Here is a 25314-nt window from a genome sequence, read left to right on the forward strand (position 1 = left end):
CGACACCCCGCCCGCGCCCGCCGACGCCGGCCCGCGGGCGGCCAACGGCGGTCAAGCGGCCACCCCCTCGGCCCCCGCGGCCGCGCCCGCCCCCCCCGCGCTGCCCACCCGCACCCCCGGGCGCTCCGGGGGGCCGGGGGCGCAGAGCGTGGGGAGCATGGACGGATTCGGTGGTGCGAGCACCGGTCGTGGCGGTGCGAGCACCGGCGGTCGTGGGGCCTCGGCGCCGAAACCGCCGCCGTCGTACACCCCGCCGCCGGCCGCCCGGACGGCGCCGGCAGCGGCCCCGGCCCCCGCTGCCACGCCGAACACGCCCCCGCCGGCCACGGACCCGGACGCCTGGCGGACGGCGGCCGACGAGGGCTGGTCGCTGGCCAGCCGGGCCGCCGAGCCGGCCGCCGCCGGCACCACCCGCTCGGGTCTGCCCAAGCGGGTGCCGCAGGCGCAGCTCGTGCCGGGTGGCATCGAACCGAAGGGTGGCCGGGACCGCAGCCGGCGGACCCCCGATGAAGTACGCGGCCTGTTGTCGGCCTACCACCGCGGAGTGCAGCGTGGTCGGACGGCCGGCACGGACCTGAACAGCACCTCGACCAAGGAGAGCCGATGAACAGGCCAGCTGCCATGCAGGACATGGGTTGGCTGCTCACCAACTTCGCCGACAGCGTGGCGGGTATCGCCCACGTGGTGGCGGTGTCCGCCGACGGGCTGCTGCTCGCGTCCTCCCGGGACCTGCCCGGGGACCGGGCGGACCAGCTCGCCGCGATCACCTCCGGTGTGGTGAGCCTGACCGAGGGCGCGGCCCGGATGTTCAGCGCGGGCGGGGTGTTGCAGACAGTCATCGAGATGGACAGCGGTTACCTCTTCCTCATGTCGATCAGCGACGGCTCGTCGATGGCCGTGCTGGCCGCGCGGAGCTGCGACGTGGGCCAGGTGGGCTACGAGATGGCACTGCTGGTGGAGCGGGTCGGCGCCGCGCTGGTGCCGCTGCCGAGGGACGCGGTGCGTTCGTAGCGCCGGAAGACCCGGCGCGGACCGCGCGCCGGAACAGGGATGGGAGGCGGTGTGGGCCGGCTCCGCTGGGGACGAGGAGGTGATCGTGGATGGACCAACGGCGCGCTGACCCGCGCGGCGCTCTGGTGCGTCCGTACGCGGTCACCCGTGGTCGTACCGAGCCCCGGCAGGACATCGCCCTGGAGGCGGTCCTCACTGCCTCTCCCACCCAGGTTGCCGAGTCCCGTTTCGCGGGGCACGACAAGCACCGCATCGCCACGGTCTGCGAGGGCCGTGCACAGTCGCTGGCGGAGATCGCCGCGTACACCCGGATGCCGCTGGGCGTCGCCCGGGTGCTGGTCGCCGACATGGTGGCCGAGAGCCTGCTGACGTTACACACTGCTGCTCCCGCCGAGGGGTTCGAGGAGCGGATGGAACTGCTTGGAAGGGTGCTAAGTGGACTTCGCAGGCTATGACCCCGCTGGGGGGCGGCCGAGCCGGGGAATCGTCTCCGCGAAGATCGTCGTCGCGGGCGGCTTCGGCGTCGGTAAGACGACCCTGGTCGGCTCGATCTCCGAGATCACGCCGCTGACGACCGAGGCGGTGATGACCGCCGCGGGTGTCGGTATCGACGATCCGTCCAAGGTGCCGGGCAAGGAGACCACCACGGTCGCCATGGACTTCGGCCGGATCACCATGGCCCAGGACCTGATCCTGTACCTGTTCGGTACACCGGGTCAGACCCGTTTCTGGTTCATGTGGGACGAGATCATCCGAGGTGCGGTGGGTGCCGCCGTCCTGGTGGACACCCGCCGGATCACCGACGCGTTCGCCCCGCTGGACTACTTCGAGAACCGCAACCTGCCGTACGTGGTGGCGCTCAACAACTTCGACGGCGCTCCCCAGTACGAGTTGGAGGAGATCCGCGAGGCGCTGGCCATCTCGCCGCAGGTGCCGCTGGTGATGACCGACGCCCGGCACCGGGATTCGGTCAAGCAGGTGCTGGTGACGGTGGTCGAGCACGCCATGCTCCGGCTCCAGGCCGAGCACGGTAGGGGCTTCCCCACGCCGGTCGGCTGAACCGCCGCGTCGTGGCCGGCACACCAGGGCCGGCCGCGACGCGTCAGTCGACCCGGAGCCGGTAGCCGCGCTTGACCACGGTCTGCACCACGCGCGGCGCGCGTAGGCCGGCCCGCAGGCGGGCCACCGCCATTTCCACCGCGTGCTCGTCGGCGCCCCGGGGGAGGGTCCGCAGCAGCGCCGTGCGCGACAGCACCCGGCCGGGGGCCTGGGCCAGCGCCCGCAGCACCGCCATCGGGGCGGGGGCGAGCGGGCGCAGCTCGCCGTCGATCACCGCCGCGTGTCCGCGCAGGGTGAGCAGGTGCCCGGCGGCCTTGAACGTCACGGTCCGGCGGGGCAGCTCGTCGACGATGGTCCGCACCAACGCGCCCAGCCGGGCCCGCCCGGGCGCGCTCACCGGCACCCCGTGCCGCAGCAGCGGCTCGGCGGTCACCGCTCCGACGCAGCTGGCCAGCACGTCGCTGCGGAACGCGGACACCACCGCGTCGGTACGGTCCCCGGCGGCCCGCAACAGCGCCTCGGCCGCCGGTGCCGAGGTGAACGTCACCGCGTCCACCAGCCTGCCGGCGATCAGGTCGATCAACCGGTGCAGCGGCGCCGGGTCGGTCGGCGGCGCCCAGCGGTAGACCGGCACCTCGATCACCGTGGCGCCGGCCGCCTCCAGCGCGAGCGTGCACTCGGGCTGCCGCTCACCGTGCAGCTGCATGGCGATCACCTGCCCGGCCACGCCACGGCGGCGCAGGTGATCGACCACCTCGTCGCAGCTCTCCGACGCCGGTGACCACTGGTCGTGCAGCCCGGCCGCACGGATCGCGCCGCGTGCCTTCGGGCCCCGGGCGACGACGTACGAGCTGGCGAGCACCGAACGCAGTGGTTCGGCCAGCCCCCAGCCCTCGGCCGCCTCCAGCCACCCGCGCATCCCGATGCCGGTGTTGGCCATCAGGATGTCGGGTGGCTGGTCCAGGCAGGCGCGGGTCGCCTCGCGCAGTTCCGTGTCGTCGGACAGCGGCACGATCCGCAGCGCCGGGGCGAGCACCACGCGGGCGCCCCGGCGTTCGAGCAGCGCGGCCAACTCGTCGCGCCGCCGGTCGGCGGTCACCCCGATGGTGAAGCCGGCCAGTTCTTCCCGCATCAGCCCTCCCGTCGCAACCGCACTTCGACGATCCCGTCGTGGCAGCGCGTGTCGTGCCGGGCCACGGCCATCCCGGGCAGGTCCAGGCACTCCCCGGTGCGCAGGTCGTACACCTGCTTGTGCAGTGGGGAGGCGACCGTCGGCACTCCGCCGCGGCTGCCCACGATGCCCCGCGACAGCACGTACGCCCCGGAGACCGGGTCGCGGTTGTCGATCGCGAACAGCCCGTCCACGGTGTGGAAGAGGGCGACCTGCACGCCGTCGACCAGGGCGGCGGCACCCCGGTTCGGTTCCAGCCGGTCGAGGGGGCAGACAGCGGTCCAGTCGAGCGTGATCGTGTGGCTCATCGCCGTACCTCCGGAAGGCCGAGTGAGACGGGCTGCCGGCGGGTGTCGGCCGGCTCGGGTCGGGTGGTCGTCAGGGCGCGTGCCGGCACCGGCTGGCCGCGTTCCACGGCAAAGGTGATCGACGGGTCGGGCACGTCGGGGGCGTTGACGAAGGAGGTGTAGCGGCGCAGCCGCTCCGGGTCGTCCAGCACGTCGCGCCACTCGTCGGAGTACGACGCCACGTGCCGGGCCATCGCCGCGTCCAGGTCGGCGCAGAGCCCCAGCGAGTCGTCCACGATCACCGCGCGCAGGTGGTCCAGGCCGCCGTCCATGGCCTCGATCCACCCGGCCGTGCGTTGCAGCCGGTCGGCGGTGCGGATGTAATACATCAAGAATCTGTCGATCAGTCGAATCAGTGCTTCGGTCGACAGATCAGTGGCGAACAGGTCGGCGTGGCGGGGCCGGAAGCCGCCGTTGCCGCCGACGTAGAGGTTCCAGCCGGTCTCGGTGGCGATGATGCCGAAGTCCTTGCTGCGGGCCTCGGCGCACTCCCGGGCACAGCCGGAGACCGCCGACTTGAGCTTGTGCGGCGCGCGCAGCCCGCGGTAGCGCAGCTCCAGCGCCACGGCCAGCCCCACCGAGTCCTGCACCCCGTACCGGCACCAGGTCTCGCCGACGCAGGACTTCACCGTGCGCAGCGCCTTGCCGTACGCGTGGCCGGACTCGAAGCCGGCGTCCACCAGGCGTCGCCAGATCTGCGGCAGCTGCTCCACCCGGGCCCCGAACAGGTCGATCCGCTGCCCGCCGGTGATCTTGGTGTAGAGCTGGAAGTCGCGGGCGACCTCGCCGATGACGATCAGCTTCTCCGGGGTGATCTCGCCACCGGGGATCCGGGGCACCACCGAGTAGCTGCCGTCGCGTTGCAGGTTGGCCAGGAAGTGGTCGTTGGTGTCCTGCAACGACGCCTGCTCACCGTCGAGCACGTGCCCGCTGCCCAGCGAGGCGAGGATCGACGCCACCACCGGCTTGCAGATGTCGCAGCCGCGCCCCCGCCCGTGCTCGGCGACCAGCCGGGAGAACGTGCGGATCCCGCGCACGCGGACGATCTCGAACAGCTCCCGCCGGCTGACGTCGAAGTGCTCGCAGAGCGCACTGGACTGCGCGACCCCGGCCGCGTCCAGGAGCTGCTTGAGCATCGGGACGCACGAGCCGCAGCTCGTGCCCGCCCGCGTGCACGCCTTCAACGCCGGCACGTCCGCGCAGCCGCCCGCGATGGCGTCGTCCACGTCGCCGCGGGTCACCGCGTTGCAGGAGCAGACCTGCGCGGTGGCCGGCAGTGCCCCGGCGTCCGCGCCGCCGCCGTCCGGCGCGAGCAGCGCCAGCGGCGCGGCCGGCAGCGGACCGCCCACACTGGCCCGCAATGTCGGGTACGCGCTGGCGTCGCCCACCAGCACCCCGCCGAGCAGGGTCTGCGCGTCGTCGGAGAGGACCAGCTTCGCGTAGACCCGGGTGGCCGGGTCGGTGAACGTGACATCCAGGCAGCCCTCGGTGGTGCCGTGCGCGTCGCCGAACGACGCCACGTCGACACCGAGCAGTTTCAGCTTGGTGGCGGTGTCCGCGCCCGGGAAGGTCGCCGCGCCGCCGACCAGCCGGTCGGCCACCACCTCGGCCGTCGCGTACCCGGGGGCGACCAGGCCGTGGCAGGTGCCGTCGACAGCCGCGCACTCGCCGACGGCCCAGACGTGCACGTCGGCGCTGCGGCAGGTCTCGTCGACCAGCACCCCGCCGCGCGGACCCAGCGGCAGGCCGGCGGCCCGCGCCAACTCGTCGCGGGGCCGGATGCCGGCGGCCACCACGACCAGCTCGGCGTCGACCACGCGGCCGTCGGACAGCTCCAGGGCGTCGACTGCGCCGTCGGCGCCGGCGCGGATCGCGGTGGTGGCCACCCCGAGGTGGGTACGCACACCCAGCTCCTCCACGTAGCGGCGCAGCATCGCGCCGCCGGCCTGGTCCACCTGCACCGGCATCAGCCGGGGCGCGAACTCGACCACGTCGGTGCTCAGGCCGAGCAGGCGCAGCGCGTTCGCCGCCTCCAGCCCGAGCAACCCGCCGCCGATCACCGCGCCGACCCGCCGTCCCCGCGCGTACGCCCGGATCGCCGCCAGGTCGTCCAGGGTCCGGTAGACGAACACGCCGGGCAGGTCGGCGCCGGGCACCGGCGGCACGAAGGGGTACGAACCGGTGGCCAGCACCAGCGCGTCGTAGCCGTACTCGCCGACGGCGGTGGTCACCACCCGCCGGGCGCGGTCGATGGCGGTGGCCGGCTCACCGAGGCGCAGCCGCACGCCGTCGTGCGGGGTGTGCACGTTGAGCTCGTCCTCGCTCACCCCGTCGAAGTACGCCGAGAGCCGCACCCGGTCGTACGCGGGACGCCCCTCCTCGGCCAGCACTGTCACCCGCCAGCGGCCCTGCGGGTCGCGGGCGCGCAGCGCGTCGACGAAGCGCTGCCCCACCATGCCGTTGCCGATGACGACCAGGTCCTGACCGCTCATCGCGTCACCTCCACCGATTCCGCTTCGGACAGCCAGTCGACGATGCCGCCGACCGCATCCCGGCATCCGCCGCATCCGGTGCCGGCCCGGGTCCCCGCCACCACCGCGTCGAGCGTTCGTGCACCGGAGCGCCAGCACCGCACCAGCGCTCCCTTGGTCACCGTGTTGCACTGGCAGACGACTGCCGCGTCCGGCATCAGCGCCGGTGACGCGCTCGGCGCCGCGCCGGCCCCGCCGAGCGCCCGGCCCAGGAGCAGGGCCCGCCGGTCGGCCGGCACCGGGTGACCCCGGTCGAAGAGCTGGATCACCGTGCCGATCGCCGGGTTGTCGCCGAGCAGGATCGCGCCGACCAGCCGTTCGTCGCGGATCCGCAGGCGGGCGTACGTGCCCCGGGCGGGGTCGGCGAAGGTCAGCTCCTCGCCCGGCCCGCCGCCGGCGGCGTCGCCCATCGCGGCCAGGTCGATCCCGGCCGCCTTGAGCCGGGTCACCACGGGTCGAGGTCGGTAGCGGGCCAGCGGGTCGGTGCCGGTCAGCACGTCGGCGAGCACCCGGGCCTGGGCCCAGGCGGGTGCGACGAGTCCGGTGAGCGCGCCGTCGTGCTCGGCGCAGTCGCCGATCGCCGAGATGTTCCGGTCGCTGGTGCGCAGCCGGTCGTCGACCACCACGCCGCGCCGCACGGTCAGCCCGGCGGCCGTCGCGAGGGCGGTGTCGGGGCGTACGCCGCAGGAGAGCACCAGCAGGTCGGCGTGCAGCGACCGCCCGTCGGCCAGGTCGAGGCGCACGCCGGTGTCGTCGGCGACGACTCCGGTCGCCGGGACCGCGAGCTGGATGGTGACGCCGAGCCCGGCGAGCGTGCCGGCGAGCACCGCGCCGGCCGCGGGGTCGAGCTGCCGCTCCATGAGGTGCCCGGTGTGGTGCACGACAGTGGTGGCGAGCCCGCGGGTGGCCAGGCCGCGGGCGGCCTCCAGGCCGAGCAGCCCACCGCCGAGCACTATCGCGCTGCGGGCCCCGTCGGCGACGGCGAGGATCCGGCGGCAGTCGTCAAGGGTCCGGAAGGGAACGACCCGCTGCGGCAGGTCGGTCGGGTCGAGGCCGGGCAGCGGCGGCACCACCGCCCGCGCGCCGGTGGCCAGCACCAGGTGGTCGTAGGAGATCCGTTCGCCGTCGCCGGTGCGGACCTCGCGGGCGGACCGGTCCACAGCGGTCACCGGTACGCCGGGGCGCAGATCGATGCCGTGCCCGGCGGCCTCGGTCAGCTCCACGTCCGGTTCGGCGATCCGGCCGGTCAGCAGCGTGGAGAGCATGATCCGGTTGTACGCGCGGTGCGGCTCCGCCCCGAGCACGGTGACCTTCCGGTCTCCCTCGCGGGCGTGCAGTTCGGCCGCGAGCCGGGCACCGGCCATCCCGTTGCCGACGATCACCACCCGGGCCGTCATGCCTTCTCCACCCGGACCGCGCAGATCTTGAACTCGGGCATCCCGGAGATCGGGTCCACCGCGTCGTTGGTCACCGAGTTGGCCCGGCCGGCGCCGGACCAGTGGAACGGTGCGAAGACCGTGTCCGGTCGGATGCCCGAGCTGAGGCGGGCCGGCGCGCGCAGCTCGCCCCGGCGGGAGGTGACCCGCACCGGGTCGCCGTCGTCGATGCCCAGCCGGGCCGCCAGGTCGGGGTGCAGCTCGACGAACGCCTCGGGCGCAGCGCGGCGCAGCGCGGCCACCCGGCGGGTCTGGGTGCCGGACTGGTACTGGGCGAGCACCCGGCCGGTGGTGAAGTGCAGGGGATAGGTGGCGCAGACCTCCTCGGCCGCCGGCCGGTGGTCCACGGCGTGGAACCGGGCCCGCCCGTCCGGGGTGCCGAACCGGTCGGCGAAGAGCCGTGGCGTGTCCGGTCCGTCCGCGCTGGGGCAGGGCCAGAAGACACCGTCGGCGTCGTCGATCCGGGCCCAGTCGATGCCCGCGTAGTCGGCGACCCCTCCGGCGGAGGCCCGGCGCAGCTCGGCGAACACGGTGGCCGGGTCGGTCGGGAACCGCGCCGCAGCCGTCTCGGCGTCGCCCAACCTCGCCGCCAGGTCGGCGAGGATGGCCAGGTCGGTCCGGACGCCCGGCGGAGGCGGGCGCAGGGCCCGTCGGCGCAGCACGCGACCCTCCAGATTGGTCATCGTGCCGTCCTCCTCGGCCCACTGCGCGGTGGGCAGCACCACGTCGGCCAGCGCCGCCGTCTCGGAGAGCAGCAGGTCGGCGACGACCAGCAGGTCGAGGTCGCGCAGCCGGCCCTCGATCCGGGCCGCCCGGGGAGCGGAGACCACCGGGTTCGAGCCGAACACCAGCAACGCGCGGGGGCCGTCAGGGGTGCCGAGCGAGTCGAGCAGTTGGTAGGCCGGCACGCCCGGGCCGGGCAGGTCGTCGGCCGGCACACCCCAGACACCGGCGACGTGTTCCCGGGCCGCCGGGTCGTCGATCCTGCGGTAGCCGGGGAGCTGGTCGGCCTTCTGCCCGTGCTCCCGCCCGCCCTGACCGTTGCCCTGGCCGGTGAGGCAGCCGTACCCCGAGCCCTCGCGGCCGGGCAGGCCCAGAGCGAGAGCGAGATTGACGTACGCGGTGACGGTGTCGACGCCCTTGGCGTGCTGCTCGGCGCCGCGCGCGGTCAGGATGATCACGCGGCCGCCGGTGCCCAGCGCTCGGGCGGTCGCCTCCAGGTCGGCCACCGGCACGCCGGAGAGCTGCTCGGCGCGGGCCGGCCACCACGCGGCGACGCTGCGGCGGACCGCGTCGAAGCCGCTGGTCCGCTCGGCCACGTACGCCTGGTCGACCCACCCTTCGGTGAGCGCGATGTGCAGCAACGCGTTGGCCACGGCGAGGTCGGTGCCGGGCAGCGGTTGCAGGTGCAGGTCGGCCTGGCGGGCGGTGGCGGTGACGCGGGGGTCGACGACGATGAGCTGGCCGCCACCCCGGCGCTGCTCGGTGAGCCAGCGCACCAGCGGCGGCATGGTCTCGGCAGGGTTGGCGCCGACCAGCAGCAGGGTGTCGGCCCGGCCGAGGTCGGCCAGCGGAAACGGCAGCCCTCGGTCGACACCGAAGGCGCGCAGGCCGGCGGCGGCCGCCGAGGACATGCAGAACCGTCCGTTGTAGTCGATGTTGCGGGTGCGTAGCGCGACCCGGGCGAACTTCCCCAGCGCGTACGCCTTCTCGTTGGTCAGCCCGCCGCCGCCGAAGACGGCGACCGCGTCCCGACCGGAGCTGCTCTGGATGGCGCGCAGGCTGGTGGCGATCCGGTCCAGTGCGGCGTCCCAGGTCGCCGGGCGCAGCTCGCCGCTGACCGGGTCGCGCAGCAGCGGGGTGGTCAGCCGGTCCGGGTGGTCGAGCAGCTCGGCGGACGTCCAGCCCTTCTGGCAGAGCCCGCCCCGGTTGGTGGGGAACTGGCGGGGGAGCACGCTCACGCCGGTGTCGTCCTCGCGCAGCGTCATCCCGCACTGGAGGGCGCAGTACGGGCAGTGCGTCGCCACCTCCCGGGGGGTTCGCCCCGGTCGAGTTGCCGGCCGTGCACCGTCTGTCATGTCCCGAAAGCGTGCCGGCGGGCGGTTTCCGGTCCGGGTCTCTTCTGTTTCGGTCCTGTCAAGTGGGGCTCACACCGCACAGGGGCAGCGGACGTGACGGGTGGGTCGGTCCGCGGACCTGCCGTCCGCCGCCCGTGGCGAGCGCCGCCCGCGTCCCATCCAGCGGTCGGTGCTGTGCCGACCTCATGCCCGTCGCTTAGTATGTGGGAAAGTTGTCTCACTAAATGGGAGTGGCGATGAGCGTGACGGACGTCTTCGACGCGGTGGCCGGCACCTACGACGAGGCGCGTCGGCGGCTGATTCCCTGCTTCGACACCTTCTACGGAACAGCGGTCGAGGTGGCGGCGCCACCACTGCGCGCCGCGCTGGCCGCCGGTCGTACGCCTGAGGTGTTGGATCTGGGGGCGGGCACCGGCCTGCTCTCGCTGCTGCTCGCCGCGGCGGTGCCCGGGGTCCGGCTGACCCTGGTGGACGGTGCGCCGGCCATGCTCGCCCGCGCCACCGAACAGTTGCGCGACCGGGGCGTGCCGCACCGGAGCGTGCGGGCCGACCTGTCCGACGAGCTGCCGCCCGGGCGGTACGACGCGGTGGTCAGCGCGCTGGCGATCCACCACCTGGACGACGACGGCAAGCGGGCGCTCTACCGGCGGGCCGCCGCCGCGCTGGCGCCGGGCGGGGTGTTCGTCAACGCCGAGCAGGTGGCCGGTCCGACGCCGGCTCTGGACCGGCGCTACGACGAGGTGTGGCTGGCGCGGATCACCGAGCTGGGCGCGTCCCCCGACGAGATCGCGGCCTCCCGGGAGCGGATGCGGCACGACCTGCCGGCGACAGTCGCCGACCAGTGCCGGTGGCTCGGCGAGGCCGGCCTGGTGGACGTCGACTGCTACGTCAAGGAGTGGCGCTTCGCCGTGTTCGGCGGCCGGGCCCGGTGACGGTATGTGCGTTTCGGCGGCCGGGGACGAGCCGGCCGGCGCGTGGATGACTGATGGTCATACCGCTGGGTAGTCTCAGCGGCATGACTGCCAAGGTGACGCTGTCGTTCACGGACGAGACGATCGAGGAGGCCCGACGCTTCGCCAAGCGCGAAGGGCTGTCCCTCTCGGCGTGGATGGACCAGGCCGCCCGCGAGAAGGCACTGCGGGAGGTCTTCACCGCGCACGCCGCCGCCGTGGGCCGTGCCGGCCTCGACCTGGAGTCCGCCGCCCTCGCCGACGCCCGCGAGGTCGGCATGGTCAACGACCTCTTCTCCGGCGGACGGCCAAGTGCTGCGTAGGGGTGAGGTCTGGCGCATCGAGGGCGCCCGGGAACGCCTCGGGCTCGTGATCAGCTCGGACGTCTACAACTCCACCGACGTGCCCATCGTGATCGTCGTCGAGGTGGTCGAGGAGTCGCTGCTGCGCGACTCGCCCCTCGCCGTGCCGATGGGCCGGTACGTGGTGATGCCCGACCGGATCTCCGCACCGATGAAGAAGTGGTTCACCGACTGCGTGGACGTCGCCGACACCGACACCATGCTCCGGGTCGGCCGCGCCCTGCGCATCCTCCAGCAGCTCTGAGCCACCGGACCTCACCACCGCCGCCGGCCCGTGGTGCGGTAGGCGTATCCGGGCCGACCCGGGACGGGCACTGCCAGGTAACCCCGCCTTCCTAGCGTTCCTCCTCGTCGCATCGACGAGGAGGAGCCGCCGTGAGCACGCTCACCAGCACCGCAGTCACCGCCGAGCCACCTGCCGTCGCCGGGCGTCGGCGCCCGCTGGACGACTGGCGACCCGAGGACCCCGACTTCTGGCGTACGACAGGCGCACCCATCGCCCGCCGCAACCTCTGGGTGTCGATCTTCGCCGAGCACGTGGGCTTCTCCGTGTGGAGCCTCTGGTCGGTGACCGTGCTCTTCCTCGGCCCCGCGTACGGCATCGACCCGGCCGGGAAGTTCCTGCTCACCGCCGTGCCGGCCGCGCTGGGGGCGGTACTGCGGCTGCCGTACACCCTGGCGGTGGCCCGCTTCGGCGGGCGACGCTGGACGACGATCAGCGCGCTGCTGCTGCTGGTCCCGACGGTGCCGATGACTGTGCTGCTGGAACCGGGGGTGTCCTACTCCACGCTGATGGTGCTCGCCTGCCTCACCGGCGTCGGCGGCGGCAACTTCGCCTCCTCGATGGCGAACATCAACCTGTTCTACCCGTCCCGGCTCAAGGGGCGGGCTCTCGGGCTCAACGCCGGTGGCGGCAATCTCGGGGTGCCCGCGGTGCAGCTGGTGGGGCTGGCGGTCCTGGCCACCGCCGGGGCCGCGTACCCCCGGCTGGTGCCCGCGGTCTACCTGCCGCTGATCGTGCTGGCCGCGCTGGCGGCGGCCCGCTGGCTGGACACCGTGCCCGGCGCGCGCAACGAGCCCGGGGCGCTGCGCGAGGCTGCCCGGGACCCGCACACCTGGGTCATGTCGCTGCTCTACATCGGCACCTTCGGCTCGTTCATCGGGTTCGGCTTCGCGTTCGGCCAGGTGCTCCAGCTCCAGTTCGCCGAGCGGTTCCCCACACCCGTCGACGCCGCCTGGCTGACCTTCCTGGGGCCGCTGGTGGGCTCGCTGATCCGGCCGCTGGGCGGCCATCTCGCCGACCGGCTCGGCGGGGCCCGGGTGACCTTCTGGAACTTCGTGGCGATGGCGATCGGCGCCGGCACGGTGCTGTACGCGGCCCGGGAGCGCTCGTTCGGGCTCTACCTGACCGGGTTCCTCGCCCTCTTCGTCTTCTCGGGCGTCGGCAACGGCTCCACGTACAAGATGATCCCGGCGATCTTCCGGGCCCGGGCGGCCGACGCCGTGGCCGCCGGCATGCGTGACCCGGAGGCCGCCGCGCGGTGGGCCCGGCGGATGACCGGCGCGTTGATCGGCATCGCCGGGGCGATCGGCGCCTCCGGCGGAGTGCTGGTCAACATCGCCTTCCGCCAGTCGTTCCTCGGCTCCGGCAACGCCGATGCCGCCTACCTGGCGTTCATCGGCTGGTACGCGCTGTGCTTCGCGGTGACCTGGTTCGTCTACCGGCGTCCGGTGTCTCACCGGCTCGCCGGAGTGTGATCCGGGTCATGGTCGGCGCGTCGCCGCGCGGCATCCCACCCCCGTTTTGACCTGCCGATGGGGCGCCGGGTATCGTTGCCTGCTGTTGTACGACATCCAGAGGCGTGCCCTATCAGGTACGCTTGGTCGTTCGTGCGCGCTGGTCCGGCCTGCTAGATCTGGTCACCTCGGCGCGCGACCCCAGACCGACGACGAGACAAGGTAGACCTGTGCGTACGTACAGCCCGAAGCCGGGTGAGATCGAGCGTCAGTGGCACGTCATCGACGCCTCTGATGTCGTGCTGGGCCGCCTGGCCACCCACGCCGCCACGTTGCTGCGTGGTAAGCACAAGCCGACTTTCGCGCCGCACGTCGACACGGGCGACTTCGTCGTCATCGTGAACGCGGGCAAGGTTGCGCTGACCGGCAACAAGCGCCAGACCAAGGTCGCTTACCGCCACTCGGGTTACCCGGGTGGTCTGAAGCAGGTCGGCTACGACGAGCTGCTGACCAAGCGTCCCGAGCGGGCCATCGAGCTGGCCGTGAAGGGGATGCTCCCGCACAACAAGCTCGGCCGTCAGCTGATCAAGAAGCTGAAGGTCTACGCCGGTGCCGAGCACCCGCACCTCGCGCAGCAGCCGGTGCCGTTCGAGATTAAGCAGATCGCGCAGTGAGCGCGGGCGAAGGAAGCAGCATGACCGACATCACCACCGAGACCGAGGTTGCCCCGGAAGCCCCTGAGGCCACCGAGGCGCCGGCGCCCGTCGCCCGCGCGCCTCGTGGTGACCGGCCGATCCAGACCGTGGGCCGCCGCAAGGAGGCCATCGTCCGGGTCCGTATCGTCCCGGGCACCGGCAAGATCACCTGCAACGGCCAGGACCTCGAGGCCTACTTCCCGAGCAAGGTGCACCAGCAGCTCATCAAGGACCCGCTGGTCACCGCCGAGAAGCTCGAGCAGTTCGACGTCATCGCCAACCTGCGTGGCGGCGGCACCACCGGCCAGGCCGGTGCTCTCCGGCTGGGCATCGCCCGCGCGCTGATCATCAACGAGCCGGACGACCGCCCGGCCCTCAAGAAGGCCGGCTTCCTCACCCGGGACGCCCGGGTCAAGGAGAGCAAGAAGTACGGCCTCAAGAAGGCCCGTAAGGCTCCCCAGTACTCGAAGCGCTGATCTTTCCCAGCGCGTTGTACTTCTGACGGACGGCCGGTCCGCCTCCCCTCGACCGGGGAGGCGGACCGGCCGTTCCGCTTTCTCCTTCTCGGTAGTGCTCATCGGAGGTTGGCGGGTATGGGTCGGTTGTTCGGCACGGACGGCGTACGCGGGCGGGCGAACGCGGATCTCACGCCCGAATTGGCGCTCGCACTCGCCGTGGCCGCCGCGCACACACTCGCCGAGACGGACCGCAGCCACCCGCCGCTCGCCGTGGTCGGCCGGGACACCCGGGCCAGCGGCGAGATGCTGGAGGCCGCCGTCGTGGCCGGGCTCACCAGCGCGGGGGCCAACGTAGTCCGCGTCGGCGTGCTCCCCACCCCCGCCGTGGCGTTCCTCACCGCCGAGTCGAAGGCCGACCTCGGGGTGATGCTCTCCGCGTCGCACAACCCCATGCCGGACAACGGCATCAAGCTCTTCGCCGCCGGCGGCCACAAGCTGCCCGACGAGATCGAGATGCGGATCGAGGCGGCCGTCGAGACGAACGCCACCACCGCCTGGGACCGGCCGGTCGGCGCCGGCGTCGGCCGGGTGCACGACCTGCTCGACGGGGCGGACCATTACGTCCAGCACCTCGTCGGCACCGTGCCGCACCGGCTCGAAGGGATCAAGGTCGTCGTCGACTGCGCCAACGGCGCCGCCGCCGAGGTCGCCCCCGTCGCGTACCGGGAGGCCGGGGCCGAGGTCATCGCGATCCACGCCGAGCCCGACGGGCTGAACATCAACGACGAGTGCGGCTCCAACCACATCGAGGCGCTGCGCGAGGCCGTCGTCGAGCACGGCGCCCACCTGGGCATCGCCCACGACGGTGACGCCGACCGCTGCCTGGCGGTCACCGCCGACGGCGACGAGGTCGACGGCGACCAGGTGATGGCGATCCTCGCGCTGGCCATGCGCGACGCCGGCACGCTCACCCAGGACACCCTGGTGGCCACCGTGATGAGCAACCTCGGCCTGCGGCTGGCGATGTCCGCGCAGGGCATCCGGCTGATCGAGACCAAGGTCGGTGACCGGTACGTGCTGGAGGAGCTGCGCGCCTCGGAGTTGGCGCTCGGCGGCGAGCAGAGCGGCCACATCGTCATGCCCGCGCACGCCACCACCGGCGACGGGGTCCTCACCGGCCTGCACCTGATGGCCCGGATGGCCGCGACCGGCAAGACCCTCGCCGAGCTGGCCTCGGTGGTCACCAAGCTGCCGCAGGTGCTGATCAACGTGCCGGTCGGCGACCGTACCGTCGGGGCGAACGCGCCGGCCGTCCGCGCCGAGGTCGAGCGGGCCGAGGCGGAGCTGGGCGAGACCGGCCGGGTGCTGCTGCGCCCGTCGGGCACCGAGCCCCTGGTCCGGGTGATGGTCGAGGCGGCCACCGAGGCGACCGCCCGGTCCGTCGCCGAGCGGATTGCCGAGCAGGTCCGCACCGCCAGCCCCGCCACGTCCTAGGTGTGCTGTCCAGGGACGTTGGTCAACCTGGGGTGACGGGTGGTGTTCGGCATCAGGCGCGGCGGGCGGCCCAGACGGTGCGCTCGGTTCGCATCGTCAGGTCGTCGCGGCGCAGGATGCTGTGCGGGCTGCTGGTGTCGAGGAGCTGATCGAGGGCGGTGAGATCCTCGGGGGCGAGCGTGTCGGCGACAGCGCCGCGGATGCCCTGCAGACCACCGAGGGCGTAGCGGCCGATCGCTTCGCTGCGGGAGCCCTCGATGTTCACGGCGATGGCGCGTTCGCCCTCGATCGTGAATCCGGCGGCGGTCAGCATCGGGCCCCAGTCGGCGCCACGGTGGGGCATGTGCTCGGCAGTGAGGCGGTCGGTCGCGGCGTGGCAACGCTCTTCCAGGCCGGGTCGGTTCTCGGGGGCGCTTTCCGGAAGGAACCGGGGGAAGCCGGCCAGTTCGACGACGGCGAACAGGCCGCCGGGAGTGAGCAGATCGTGCACGGCGCGCAGTACGCGAGCGGGGTGGGCCATGTGGTGCAACGATGCCGACGCCCACACCAGGTCCGGTAGGCCGAGATCGGGCCAGACAGCGTCATCGAGGTTGGCCTGCACCCTGCTCACGCGTTCCTCCACGCCGCGGGCGCACGCCTTTGTGCGCAGGCGCTGAAGGTGTTCGGCGGACGCGTCGACGGCGGTGACGTGCGAGTCGGGGAAGCGGTCGAGGAGGGCGACGGTGCCCGCGCCCGTGCCGCAGCCCAGATCCACAATCTGCCGTGGGTTTGTCTCCAGTGGCAGCCATGCGGTGATCGAGGATATGTGCTCGGCGAGGACCTCGGCGTCCAGGTCGAGGACCTCCGCCTGGCCGTCGGTTCCGTGTTTCTGCTGGTGTCGGTGCGGAGTGCCGTGATGGGAGGTGTGCCCGTGCGCGTGGGTCATGCCTTCACACTAGGGCGATTATGCGTCTGCGGCACGTCGCCTTCCTGTTTGCGCAAGAAGATCGTCAGGTCTGCTGCCTGACGCGCAAGAGGTGACCACTTCGGGAGCGTGGCGCGTCCCGCGTCATCAGTCGGGACTGCCCTGCCCGTCGCCGCTGTCGTCGCGCTGGTGGCTGCGGCGGGCGTCGCGGTCGAAGATGCCCAGGATGTCGCAGGGTCCACCCGCAGTGCCGATCGCGTGCGGCATCATCGTGGGGAACTCGGCGGCCTGGTTGGTCTCGAGGCGGAAGCGGCGGTTGCCGAGCATGAGGATGGCGGTGCCGGACAGGACGACAAGCCATTCGCGCCCCGAATGGGCACGCATGCGCGCCGGGTTCTCGGGCGGTGGTTCGGTCATGCGCTGGCGCACCACGCTCATGCCGGGGTCTCCCTTCACGAGCCAGCGCAACCCGCCGTGGGTGCCCTCGATCATCGGGCTGGTGACGACGTCGTCAGTGGCGGTCTCCACGAGCTGATCCAGCGTGGTGTCCAGGGCGCGGGCGAGAGTGACCAGCTGATCCAGTGCGAGGCGGCGCTGGCCGTTCTCGATGCGGCTCAACGAGGACTGGCTGAGATGGGCGCGGGTGGCCAGTTCCTCCAGAGACCAGCCCTGCGCCACCCGCAGGGCGCGGAGGCGTTTGCGTACGAGGCTGTCCAGCTCGCCATCTTCTTGCGTCATAGGCAACATGGTATGCCTCCGATGCAAGGTGGGGTTAGCGTCGGGGTAGATGGTCCGCACCGTCTGGGACCACGCACAGGCCAAGGACAGGAGGACATGGCTGTGACGACCTCTTCATACGCGAGTGACGCACTGCCTAGCGGGACCGTCGACGCGGTGGTGATCGGCGGTGGCGCCGCGGGGCTGAACGGCGCGCTGATGCTCGCCCGCTCCCGCCGCTCGGTCCTCGTGATCGACAGCGGCACTCCGCGCAACGTACCGGCCGAGGCCATGCACGGCTTCATCGTTCTGGACGGCATTCCGCCATCGGAGATCTATCGGCGAGGCCGGGAGCAGGTGCGCCAGTACGGCGGCCGTATCGTCCTCGGCGACGTGACCTCGACCGAGCCCGTCGCCCCGGCGGCTGACGGGGATCTGCGCTTCACCGTTACCCTGGCCGACGGTCGGAGCGTAACCGCGCGCCGCGTGCTGGTGGCAACCGGTCTGCGGGATGTGCTGCCCGAGGTTCCCGGGCTCGCCGAGCACTGGGGACACGGCGTGGTGCATTGCCCGTACTGCCATGGCTGGGAGGTGCGCGATGAGCCCATCGGCATCCTCGCCACCGGTCCCGCCTCGGTCCACCACGCACTTCTCTTCCGACAGCTGACCGAGGACCTGACCTACTTCCCCCAAGGCACTGACCTGGATGAGAACACCCGCGCGCGCTTCGCCGCCCGCGGCATCCGTATCGTCGACACCCCGGTCCGGGAAGTCACCAAAAATGAGGACGGCACCCTCGCCGGGGTGCGCCTGACCGACGGCCAGGTCGTGGCCCGCCGTGTGCTCGCGGTCGCCACGCAGATGCAGGCCCGTACCGAGGGCCTGGAGGGTCTCAAGCTCCCGACGGCGGACCTGCCCGACAACATGGGCCGACGCTTCGCCTCCGGCATGGCCGGCACCACTGAGGTGCCGGGTGTGTGGGTGGCCGGCAATGCCACCGACCCGAGCGCCCAGGTCGGCGCCTCCGCAGCGGCAGGCGCCCTGGCCGGCTCCCACATCAACGCCCTGCTGGCCACCGCGGACACCGACGCGGCCCTCACGGCAGCCCAGGAGCGGTCCCCCACACCCTGATATCACCGCGACCCTGGCCACCACGCGACCGCACTCGGCGATGCGGGCGGTGGTCGGACCCACCCCATGACTCGGCGACCGGGCCCCTGCTCCGGCGCTCATTCAGCATGTCCTTCTTGAGAGGCAACCATGAGTACGAACCAGCTCGCACCAGCCGCCGAAGCCGGCGGCGCAGGTGTGCCCGATGAACGTCAGCTGCGCATCATCCTGATCGCCGTTTCCATCGCGCTCATGGCCGTCATCGCGTCGGTGTCCGGGCTGAACGTCGCGCAGACCCACATGGCCGTGGAGTTCGGCGCCTCGCAGAGCACGATCCTGTGGATCATCAACATCTACACCCTCGCCCTGGCCGCGCTCCTGTTGCCGCTCGGTGCGATCGGTGACCGCCTGGGCCGTAAGTCCATGCTGATCGCCGGGCTCGGTGTCTTCGGTGCCGCGCACGTCGTGGCGGGCCTGGCCCCGACGGCGGAGGTCATGCTCGCCGCGCGTGTGGCCAGCGGTGTCGGCGCAGCAATGATCATGCCGATCACCCTCGCCGTCATCACCTCCACCTTCCCCGAGGACCAGCGTGGCAAGGCGATCGGCGTGTGGACCGGCGTCGCCGGGGGTGGTGGCATCCTGGGCATGTTCCTCTCCGCCCTCCTCGTCGACGTCGCCGACTGGCGCTGGCTGTTCGCCCTGCCGGTGGCTCTGGTCCTCGTGGCCCTGGTCATGACGCTGAAGTCGGTCCCCAACTCCCGCGAGAAGTCGGCCCATCGCTTCGACACCGTCGGCGCGCTGGTCTCCACCGTCGCCGTGGTCGGCCTCATCTTCGTTCTGCAGGAAGGCCCTGACCGCGGCTGGACCGCTCCCGCCACCCTGACCAGCCTCGCCGTCGGCCTCATCGCCACCGTCGGCTTCGTGGCCTGGGAGTTGCACCGCCGCGACGCCTCGCTGCTGGACGTGCGACTGTTCCGTGAGCGCGGCCTGGCCGGCGGCTCCGTCACGCTGCTGGTGGTCTTCGGTGTCCAGGCGGGCATCGGGGTGGTCCTCTTCCCGTTCTTCCAGGCCGTGCTCGGCTGGTCGGGCCTGCTCTCCACGGCCGCGCTGATGCCGATGGCCGTCATGATGATGATTGCCTCCGGCCTGGCCCCCAGGCTCACCGCACGAATCGGCGCTCGCCCGACGATGGCCACCGGCATTGCGCTGGCCGGCGTCGCCTTGGCGCTCATGGCCCTGTTCGTCTCCGTCGACGGCGGATACCTGTCCATCCTGCCCGGTCTGCTCGCCATGGGCCTCGGCATGGGCCTGTCGATGACCCCATCCACCGAGGTCATCACCGGCTCCCTGTCGCGGGAAAAACAGGGCGTTGCCTCCGCGCTCAACGACGTCACCCGCGAGTTCGGCACCGCGCTCGGCGTCGCCCTGCTCGGAGCGCTCGTGTCCGCCGGCTATCGCAGCACCATCGACGACAGGCTCCACGGCATCCCCCAGGGGGCCGCGGACACCGCCCGCGAGGGCATCGCCAACGCCGTTGCGGCGGCGGGCGGCACGGGCACCCACGCGCAGGAACTGCTTGACGCCGCCCAGGAGTCCTTCGTCGACGGCTGGCAGCAGGCCATGTGGGCAGGCGTCGCCGTCATGGGGGCACTCTTCCTCTACATCGCCCTCCGCGGCCCGAAGAACACGGTCCCCGCCGTCAGGGACGAGGCAGCAGCCACCGAGGCCGTCGCCGTCCCCTGACCACGCATGAGCCGGGCGTGCAACGGCTGTGCACCTTTGGAGACACGGCCTGGCGGGCTGCGTCACCGGTGGCGGGCGGTCACGACGGGTTCTGTGCAGCTGAACTGTTTACGACACCAGCTCAGCTCCACACCGCCCGTGCCGGGTCAGCGCGCCGGAGCCAGGGCGCGCAACCGGGTGACCGCCTCGGTCAGCACCTCCGGGCGCTTGCAGAACGCGAACCGGACCAGTCGTCGGCCGGCCTCGGCATCGTCGTAGAAGACCTGGGTCGGCACGGCCACCACGCCGCAGCGCTCCGGCAGCGACCGGCAGAACTCGACCCCGTCGGAGCCGCCGAGCGGCGTGATGTCGGCGGTGACGAAATACGTCGCCTCCGACGTCAGCACCTCGAACCCGGCGTCGGTGAGGCCGCCCACGAGCTGGTCGCGACGTTGCTGGAGCCCGTCGCGGAAACCCGTGTAGTAGTCGTCGGGCAGGGCCAGCGCCACGGCGACCGCAGGTTGCAGCGGGGCGGCGTTGACGTAGGTGAGGAACTGCTTCACGCGCAGCACCGCCGAGACCAGCGCCGCCGGGCCGCTCACCCAGCCGACCTTCCAGCCCGTGCAGGAGAACGTCTTGCCGGCCGACGAGATGCGCAGCGTCCGCTCCCACATCCCGGGCAACGCGGCCAGCGGCACGTGTGGACCGGACGCGTCCGTGAACACCAGGTGCTCGTAGACCTCGTCGGTGACCGCGTACGCGCCGTACTCCTGGCACAGCTCGGCCACCAGCGCCAGCTCGGCCGGCGTGAACACCTTGCCCGTCGGATTGTGCGGTGAGTTGAGCAGCACCAGCCGGGTGCGCGGCCCGAACGCCGCCCGCAGCGCCGCCGGGTCGAACGCGTACCGGCCGTCCGCGGCGGGACGCAGCGTGACCGGCCGCCGGACCGCGCCGGCAAGCGCGATCGAGGCGGCGTACGAGTCGTAGTACGGCTCGAAGCAGACCACCTCGTCGCCCGGCTCGCACAGCGCGAGGATGCTGGCCGCCACCGCCTCCGTCGCGCCCGCCGTGATCACGATCTCGCCGTCCGGGTCGTACGACAGGTCGTGGAACCGCCGCTGATGGGCCGCGACGGCCGCGCGCAGGGTAGGTATCCCCGGGCCGGGCGGGTACTGGTTGTGCCCGCCGCGCAGCGCCTCGGCGGCGGCGGCGAGCATCTCCGGCGGGCCGTCCGTGTCCGGGAAGCCCTGGCCCAGGTTGACCGCCCCGGTCCGGACGGCGAGGGCGGACATCTCGGCGAAGATCGTCGTGCCGAAGGGCCGCATCCGGGCCACCAGCGGGTCGACATCGGTGCTCGTCGTCACCTGCGCCAGCCTACGGGCACCCGGCGGCGCAACCCCAGCCTCACTCGGGCTCGCAGCGGGTCATCCAGTACCCCTGGCTCTTGTCGATCACCGGCTTTCCGACGCCGGTGATCGTGATCGTGCAGTCGAGGGGCTTCTCGGCCACGCCGTCGGGCCAGGTCGCCTCCACCATGATCCGGCTCTGGCCGTTGGTGCGGATTGTCGTACGCCAGGGCAGCTTCGCGCTGTCGACGTGGATGAGGTCACTCTCGGCGTCGTAGTAGGCGATGTCCGCCTCACCCGCGCCGGACACCTGGTAGACCACTGTCACCGGCGCGGGCCCCGACGTGGGGCGCGTGATCGGTTTCTTGGTGGGCGTCGCGGTGGTGGTCTCGGGATCGGTGAGCGCGGTGGGCTCCGGCGCGGCGCTCGGCGGCCAGCCGTCGTCGTCGAAGGGGCCGGTGTCGTACGGGTCCTCGGCCACCGTGTCCGGAAGCAGTTGGCCGAGCAGGGGCCCGCCCACGCAGAAGCAGCCGCAGGCGCCGAGGACGAGCGCCGCGACGACAGCGGCGACGATCCCGACCACCCGACCGTTGCCGCCGGAGGGCCGGCCGGGCGGCGGATAGCCCGGGTAGAGATAGCCCGGCGGTGGGTAGCCCGGCTGCGGATAGCCGGGGTAGAGATAGCCCGGCGGCGGGTAACCCGGCTGCGGATAGCCGGGCTGCGGATAGCCGGCCGGCGTGGCCTCCGGTGACGGGGGTGGTGGCCAGGGGGCCGCCGCGGTGGGCGTCCACGCGGTTCCGGCGGGATCGGGCGTCCACGGCGCCGAGGGCGATGCGGGTGTCCACGGCGCCGGCGGCGCCCAGGGCTGGCCCGGAGCCAGTGGATCGGGCATCGGGAAGGAGCCCGGCGCGGCCCATTCGGACGGCGGCGTCGGCGGCTGTCCCGCGGTCGGATCCGGCGGCGTAGGGGTTGGTTCCGGGGGTGGCGTCGGGGACGCCTCGGGCGGCGGCGCGTCGGACATGGCTGCTCCGGGCGGGAGTGGGTATGGGGCCAACGGGCCGGGGGAGCGCGCGCCGAGCCCGCCGGAAGACTGTCGTACCCGCTGGCCGTCCGCAACCCCGTCGGGTCGGTGGCACCGCGACCGGTCCCGTGACACTCGTCCCATTACTGTCCGCCAGCCGCCGATCGCTCAAATTCGGTGCTTGTTTAGCCGACTTTCGAGCACCCACACTGAGCGAAACTGGGTTAGGCTGCGGGCCATGTGTGGAATCGTGGGATACGCGGGCGCGCGCCCGGCACTGGGCATCGTGCTCGACGGGCTGCGGCGGCTGGAATACCGGGGCTACGACTCGGCGGGCGTGGCGATCGTCTGCGACGGCCAACTGCTGACCGAGAAGAAGGCCGGCAAGCTCTCCAACCTGGAGAAGGTGCTCTCCGAGCGCGCCGCCGACGACCCGACCTCCTGCGCGGCCAGCCCCATCGGCATCGGTGACGGCACCACCGGCATCGGGCACACCCGGTGGGCCACCCACGGCGGCCCGACCGACCGCAACGCGCACCCGCACCTGGCCCCCGACGGTCGCGTCGCGGTGATCCACAACGGCATCATCGAGAACTTCGCCAAGCTCCGCGCCGAGCTGGAGGCCGATGGCGTCCAGTTCACCAGCGACACCGACACCGAGTGCGCCGCGCACCTGCTCTCCGCCGCGCTCGCCGACCTGCGCGCCGCCGGCCAGCCGGACGGTCCGCAGCTGCTCGCCGCCGGCATGCGCGTCGTGTGCCAGCGGCTGGAGGGCGCGTTCACCCTGCTCGCGGTCGACGCCGGGGTGCCCGGCGCGGTCGTCGGCGCCCGGCGCAACTCGCCGCTGGTCGTCGGCCGTGGCGAGGGGGAGAACTACCTGGCCAGCGACGTGGCCGCGTTCATCGAGCACACCCGCGAGGCCGTGGAGCTGGGTCAGGACCAGATCGTCCTGATCACCGGCGACAGCATCGAGATCACCGACTTCGACGGTCAGCCCGCCAGCGGCAAGGACTTCCACATCGACTGGGACTCGTCGGCCGCCGAGAAGGGTGGCTACGACTGGTTCATGCTCAAGGAGATCGAGGAGCAGCCGCAGGCCATCGCCGACACGCTGCTCGGCCGGCTCACCGAGACCGGTGAGATCGCCCTCGACGAGGTCCGCCTCAGCGACCAGGATCTGCGCGACGTCGACAAGATCTTCATCGTGGCCTGCGGCACCGCGTACCACGCCGGCATGGTCGCCAAGTACGCCATCGAGCACTGGACGCGGATCCCCTGCGAGGTGGAGCTGGCCAGCGAGTTCCGCTACCGCGACCCGGTGCTCGACAGGTCCACGCTGATCGTGGTGATCTCGCAGTCCGGCGAGACGATGGACACGCTGATGGCGCTGCGCCACGCCAAGGAGCAGAAGGCCCGGGTGCTGGCGATCTGCAACACCAACGGCTCGACCATCCCCCGCGAGTCCGACGCCGTGCTCTACACCCACGGCGGGCCGGAGATCGCCGTCGCGTCCACCAAGGCGTTCCTCACCCAGGTCGTCGCCTGCTACCTGATCGGCCTGCACCTGGCGCAGGTACGCGGGATCAAGTTCGCCGACGAGGTCGGCGCGGTCGTGGCCCAGCTCCAGGAGATCCCGGGCAAGCTGCGTGAGCTGCTGGACCGCATCGAGGGAGTCCGCGAGCTGGCCCGGGACCTGAAGTCCGAGCCGACAGTGCTGTTCATCGGCCGGCACGTCGGCTACCCGGTGGCCCTGGAGGGCGCGCTGAAGCTGAAGGAACTGGCGTACATGCACGCCGAGGGCTTCGCCGCCGGTGAGCTGAAGCACGGCCCGATCGCCCTGATCGACAAGGGCACCCCGGTGATCTGCGTGGTGCCGTCGCCGGTGGGCCGCGGCATGCTGCACGACAAGGTCGTCTCCAACATCCAGGAGGTCCGGGCTCGTGGCGCGCGGACCATCGTGATCGCCGAGGAGGGCGACGAGGCAGTCGTCCGGTACGCCGACCACCTGATCTACGTGCCGCGTACGCCGACCCTGCTGGCCCCCCTGGTCACCACGGTGCCGCTGCAGGTGCTCGCCGCCGAGATCGCCGCCGCCCGGGGGCACGACGTGGACCAGCCCCGCAACCTGGCCAAGTCGGTAACCGTCGAGTAGTCGCCGCCCACGTCCGGGGCCCCGGCGCACCGCACCCGGTGCCCGGGGCCCCGTCGTGTGCGCGGTGCCGAGCCGGCGCGGCCGAGCGTCGACGGCGCGTCGTCAGCGGCCCAGCACCACACGGGCCATCCCGTCGAGCGCCGGGTTGCCCGGCTCCCAATAGCCGGTGTGCCCGCCACGACCGCTCGGGAACACCCGGCCGCCGAACCCGGAGTCCGCCGGGTCGTGACCGAACCACAGCTCGTGGCCCGTCCGATCCGGCCACCCCGGCACGGCCGCGAGCGGAGCGGCGCTCAGCAGGGCCCGGCGGCCCAGCTCGTCCACCGGCCGGGCCAGGCGGATCACGTCGTCCGGAGCGCTGCTGGCCCACACCTCGGCGGCCGGGACGCCAAGCTCGACCGCGTGCTCCGCACCGACCCCCGGTGAGCCGACGAACATCAACGCGTCGGCCGCCAACCCGTGCTCCCGGGCGGCGATGCCCACCACCAGCGACCCGTAGCTGTGCCCGAGCACTGTCTGCCGCGCCGGCGGCCCCTCGTGGGTGGCGCGCAACCCCTCCTGGAAGCGGTGCAGCGCCCCGCCGGCGTCCCGGGCCTGGTCGGCCGACGCCGCCTCGGTCAGGAAGTCCGGTGCGTCGTAGTCCAGCCACAGCACCGCCGCGCTGCGTTCACCCGGCGCGAGCGTCGCGCAGCGCTCCAGCACCCGGGCCGCTCGCCCCAGCTCGCCGGGGGCGTCGTCCAGGCCGGCGGTCATTCCCGGCACGTACGTCAGCACCCGGTGGGCATGGTCCGGGTCGCCGAGCGCCACCACCACCCGACCCTCACCGGCCGGGTCTAGCCCCAGCAGGTACGCCCGCGGCTCCCCGGTCGCCAGGCGCTCGGTCAGCGCGTCCAGGCCGGCCAGCCGCGCCGCCACCCCGCGCAGCCGCAGCGAGGCGAGCGGCCCCGGCGGCACCCGGGCCAGCAGCCGTCGACGTTCGGCCAGCAACTCCGCGCGTCGCGCGCCGAGGAGCA

23 protein-coding genes and 1 pseudogene are annotated in these 25314 nt (G+C 72.7%); 14 read left to right on the forward strand and 10 right to left on the reverse strand.

From position 1 onward, the window contains the following. The 4 genes and pseudogenes from B0E54_RS27910 to B0E54_RS27925 form a co-directional block, all read left to right on the forward strand. Window positions 1-607: pseudogene (locus B0E54_RS27910) on the forward strand (ATPase); the annotation flags it as partial. After that, window positions 604-1011, forward strand: a complete 408-nt coding sequence (locus B0E54_RS27915; protein WP_007465177.1) for a roadblock/LC7 domain-containing protein — start codon at window positions 604-606, stop codon at window positions 1009-1011. The pseudogene B0E54_RS27910 and the gene B0E54_RS27915, both read left to right, overlap by 4 nt. An 89-nt stretch (window positions 1012-1100) precedes the next feature. Beyond that, a complete protein-coding gene (locus tag B0E54_RS27920; RefSeq protein ID WP_007465174.1) occupies window positions 1101-1466 on the forward strand; it encodes a DUF742 domain-containing protein in 366 nt (121 codons plus the stop codon). Then, the gene (locus B0E54_RS27925; RefSeq protein WP_234589279.1) at window positions 1447-2070 is read left to right on the forward strand and encodes an ATP/GTP-binding protein; all 624 of its coding nucleotides are present in this window, start codon (window positions 1447-1449) and stop codon (window positions 2068-2070) included. The genes B0E54_RS27920 and B0E54_RS27925 overlap by 20 nt, the downstream gene beginning before the upstream one ends. A 43-nt stretch (window positions 2071-2113) precedes the next feature. Here the strand turns inward: B0E54_RS27925 and B0E54_RS27930 are convergent, their stop codons facing one another. From B0E54_RS27930 to B0E54_RS27950, 5 genes are read right to left on the reverse strand one after another with little or no spacing between them, the layout of a single operon-like run. Next, window positions 2114-3202, reverse strand: a complete 1089-nt coding sequence (locus B0E54_RS27930) for a uroporphyrinogen-III synthase (protein WP_234589280.1) — start codon at window positions 3200-3202, stop codon at window positions 2114-2116. After that, entirely contained in the window at window positions 3202-3549 is a 348-nt protein-coding gene (gene nirD / locus B0E54_RS27935; protein WP_234589281.1) for a nitrite reductase small subunit NirD, read from the reverse strand. Before nirD ends, B0E54_RS27930 begins: the two co-directional genes overlap by 1 nt. Beyond that, a complete protein-coding gene (gene nirB / locus B0E54_RS27940) occupies window positions 3546-6080 on the reverse strand; it encodes a nitrite reductase large subunit NirB (protein WP_234589282.1) in 2535 nt (844 codons plus the stop codon). Before nirB ends, nirD begins: the two co-directional genes overlap by 4 nt. After that, on the reverse strand, window positions 6077-7516 hold the full coding sequence (locus B0E54_RS27945) for an FAD-dependent oxidoreductase (RefSeq protein WP_234589283.1): 1440 nt from the start codon (window positions 7514-7516) through the stop codon (window positions 6077-6079). The genes nirB and B0E54_RS27945 overlap by 4 nt, the downstream gene beginning before the upstream one ends. Continuing rightward, window positions 7513-9633, reverse strand: coding sequence for a molybdopterin oxidoreductase family protein (locus B0E54_RS27950; RefSeq protein ID WP_234589284.1), 2121 nt, complete (start codon window positions 9631-9633; stop codon window positions 7513-7515). Before B0E54_RS27950 ends, B0E54_RS27945 begins: the two co-directional genes overlap by 4 nt. A gap of 236 nt (window positions 9634-9869) precedes the next feature. Here B0E54_RS27950 and B0E54_RS27955 point away from each other — a divergent pair, with 236 nt between their 5' ends. The 7 genes from B0E54_RS27955 to glmM all read left to right on the forward strand — a co-directional run bounded on the left by B0E54_RS27955 (window position 9870) and on the right by glmM (window position 15329). Continuing rightward, the gene (locus tag B0E54_RS27955) at window positions 9870-10565 is read left to right on the forward strand and encodes a class I SAM-dependent methyltransferase (RefSeq protein WP_234589285.1); all 696 of its coding nucleotides are present in this window, start codon (window positions 9870-9872) and stop codon (window positions 10563-10565) included. 53 nt (window positions 10566-10618) lie between these two features. After that, a complete protein-coding gene (locus tag B0E54_RS27960; protein ID WP_234589286.1) occupies window positions 10619-10906 on the forward strand; it encodes a DUF6364 family protein in 288 nt (95 codons plus the stop codon). Continuing rightward, a complete protein-coding gene (locus B0E54_RS27965; RefSeq protein WP_234589287.1) occupies window positions 10896-11189 on the forward strand; it encodes a hypothetical protein in 294 nt (97 codons plus the stop codon). Before B0E54_RS27960 ends, B0E54_RS27965 begins: the two co-directional genes overlap by 11 nt. A gap of 131 nt (window positions 11190-11320) precedes the next feature. Beyond that, entirely contained in the window at window positions 11321-12703 is a 1383-nt protein-coding gene (locus B0E54_RS27970) for a NarK/NasA family nitrate transporter (protein WP_234589288.1), read from the forward strand. A 209-nt stretch (window positions 12704-12912) separates the two neighbouring features. Further along, a complete protein-coding gene (gene rplM / locus B0E54_RS27975; protein WP_007465158.1) occupies window positions 12913-13356 on the forward strand; it encodes a 50S ribosomal protein L13 in 444 nt (147 codons plus the stop codon). A gap of 20 nt (window positions 13357-13376) precedes the next feature. Further along, the gene (rpsI, locus tag B0E54_RS27980) at window positions 13377-13853 is read left to right on the forward strand and encodes a 30S ribosomal protein S9 (protein WP_234589289.1); all 477 of its coding nucleotides are present in this window, start codon (window positions 13377-13379) and stop codon (window positions 13851-13853) included. A gap of 117 nt (window positions 13854-13970) precedes the next feature. Continuing rightward, a complete protein-coding gene (gene glmM / locus B0E54_RS27985; protein WP_234589290.1) occupies window positions 13971-15329 on the forward strand; it encodes a phosphoglucosamine mutase in 1359 nt (452 codons plus the stop codon). A 52-nt stretch (window positions 15330-15381) separates the two neighbouring features. On the opposite strand, the gene B0E54_RS27990 is transcribed toward glmM, so the two are convergent. Together B0E54_RS27990 and B0E54_RS27995 are read right to left on the reverse strand one after the other, a co-directional pair. Beyond that, entirely contained in the window at window positions 15382-16254 is an 873-nt protein-coding gene (locus tag B0E54_RS27990) for a trans-aconitate 2-methyltransferase (protein ID WP_234589291.1), read from the reverse strand. Window positions 16255-16380: 126 nt separating this feature from the next. Continuing rightward, on the reverse strand, window positions 16381-16971 hold the full coding sequence (locus tag B0E54_RS27995; RefSeq protein ID WP_234589292.1) for an XRE family transcriptional regulator: 591 nt from the start codon (window positions 16969-16971) through the stop codon (window positions 16381-16383). Window positions 16972-17067: 96 nt separating this feature from the next. Here B0E54_RS27995 and B0E54_RS28000 point away from each other — a divergent pair, with 96 nt between their 5' ends. Continuing rightward, on the forward strand, window positions 17068-18081 hold the full coding sequence (locus tag B0E54_RS28000; RefSeq protein WP_234589293.1) for an NAD(P)/FAD-dependent oxidoreductase: 1014 nt from the start codon (window positions 17068-17070) through the stop codon (window positions 18079-18081). A gap of 129 nt (window positions 18082-18210) precedes the next feature. Further along, the gene (locus B0E54_RS28005; protein WP_234589294.1) at window positions 18211-19803 is read left to right on the forward strand and encodes an MFS transporter; all 1593 of its coding nucleotides are present in this window, start codon (window positions 18211-18213) and stop codon (window positions 19801-19803) included. Window positions 19804-19949: 146 nt separating this feature from the next. Here B0E54_RS28005 and B0E54_RS28010 read toward each other — a convergent pair whose 3' ends face one another. Both B0E54_RS28010 and B0E54_RS28015 read right to left on the reverse strand, forming a co-directional pair. After that, a complete protein-coding gene (locus B0E54_RS28010) occupies window positions 19950-21146 on the reverse strand; it encodes a pyridoxal phosphate-dependent aminotransferase (RefSeq protein WP_308195417.1) in 1197 nt (398 codons plus the stop codon). A gap of 40 nt (window positions 21147-21186) precedes the next feature. Further along, on the reverse strand, window positions 21187-22020 hold the full coding sequence (locus B0E54_RS28015) for an MmpS family transport accessory protein (RefSeq protein ID WP_234589295.1): 834 nt from the start codon (window positions 22018-22020) through the stop codon (window positions 21187-21189). A 367-nt stretch (window positions 22021-22387) separates the two neighbouring features. Here B0E54_RS28015 and glmS point away from each other — a divergent pair, with 367 nt between their 5' ends. Beyond that, window positions 22388-24301, forward strand: coding sequence for a glutamine--fructose-6-phosphate transaminase (isomerizing) (glmS, locus tag B0E54_RS28020; RefSeq protein ID WP_234589296.1), 1914 nt, complete (start codon window positions 22388-22390; stop codon window positions 24299-24301). A gap of 102 nt (window positions 24302-24403) precedes the next feature. On the opposite strand, the gene B0E54_RS28025 is transcribed toward glmS, so the two are convergent. Beyond that, the coding region (locus B0E54_RS28025) for an alpha/beta hydrolase (protein WP_234589298.1) at window positions 24404-25314 on the reverse strand (911 nt) is incomplete at its 5' end.

Source organism: Micromonospora sp. MH99 (assembly GCF_021442385.1).
Classification (GTDB): Bacteria; Actinomycetota; Actinomycetes; order Mycobacteriales; family Micromonosporaceae; genus Micromonospora.

Bases quoted from the DNA above. Each gene is read 5' to 3' on its own strand.
- B0E54_RS27915 (WP_007465177.1), top strand. From the start codon at position 604: ATGAACAGGCCAGCTGCCATGCAGGACATGGGTTGGCTGCTCACCAAC.
- B0E54_RS27920 (WP_007465174.1), top strand. From the start codon at position 1,101: ATGGACCAACGGCGCGCTGACCCGCGCGGCGCTCTGGTGCGTCCGTAC.
- B0E54_RS27930 (WP_234589280.1), bottom strand. From the start codon at position 3,202: ATGCGGGAAGAACTGGCCGGCTTCACCATCGGGGTGACCGCCGACCGG.
- nirD (WP_234589281.1), bottom strand. From the start codon at position 3,549: ATGAGCCACACGATCACGCTCGACTGGACCGCTGTCTGCCCCCTCGAC.
- nirB (WP_234589282.1), bottom strand. From the start codon at position 6,080: ATGAGCGGTCAGGACCTGGTCGTCATCGGCAACGGCATGGTGGGGCAG.
- B0E54_RS27945 (WP_234589283.1), bottom strand. From the start codon at position 7,516: ATGACGGCCCGGGTGGTGATCGTCGGCAACGGGATGGCCGGTGCCCGG.
- B0E54_RS27950 (WP_234589284.1), bottom strand. From the start codon at position 9,633: ATGACAGACGGTGCACGGCCGGCAACTCGACCGGGGCGAACCCCCCGG.
- B0E54_RS27955 (WP_234589285.1), top strand. From the start codon at position 9,870: ATGAGCGTGACGGACGTCTTCGACGCGGTGGCCGGCACCTACGACGAG.
- B0E54_RS27960 (WP_234589286.1), top strand. From the start codon at position 10,619: ATGGTCATACCGCTGGGTAGTCTCAGCGGCATGACTGCCAAGGTGACG.
- rpsI (WP_234589289.1), top strand. From the start codon at position 13,377: ATGACCGACATCACCACCGAGACCGAGGTTGCCCCGGAAGCCCCTGAG.
- glmM (WP_234589290.1), top strand. From the start codon at position 13,971: ATGGGTCGGTTGTTCGGCACGGACGGCGTACGCGGGCGGGCGAACGCG.
- B0E54_RS27990 (WP_234589291.1), bottom strand. From the start codon at position 16,254: ATGACCCACGCGCACGGGCACACCTCCCATCACGGCACTCCGCACCGA.
- B0E54_RS27995 (WP_234589292.1), bottom strand. From the start codon at position 16,971: ATGACGCAAGAAGATGGCGAGCTGGACAGCCTCGTACGCAAACGCCTC.
- B0E54_RS28000 (WP_234589293.1), top strand. From the start codon at position 17,068: ATGGCTGTGACGACCTCTTCATACGCGAGTGACGCACTGCCTAGCGGG.
- B0E54_RS28005 (WP_234589294.1), top strand. From the start codon at position 18,211: ATGAGTACGAACCAGCTCGCACCAGCCGCCGAAGCCGGCGGCGCAGGT.
- B0E54_RS28015 (WP_234589295.1), bottom strand. From the start codon at position 22,020: ATGCCCGATCCACTGGCTCCGGGCCAGCCCTGGGCGCCGCCGGCGCCG.
- glmS (WP_234589296.1), top strand. From the start codon at position 22,388: ATGTGTGGAATCGTGGGATACGCGGGCGCGCGCCCGGCACTGGGCATC.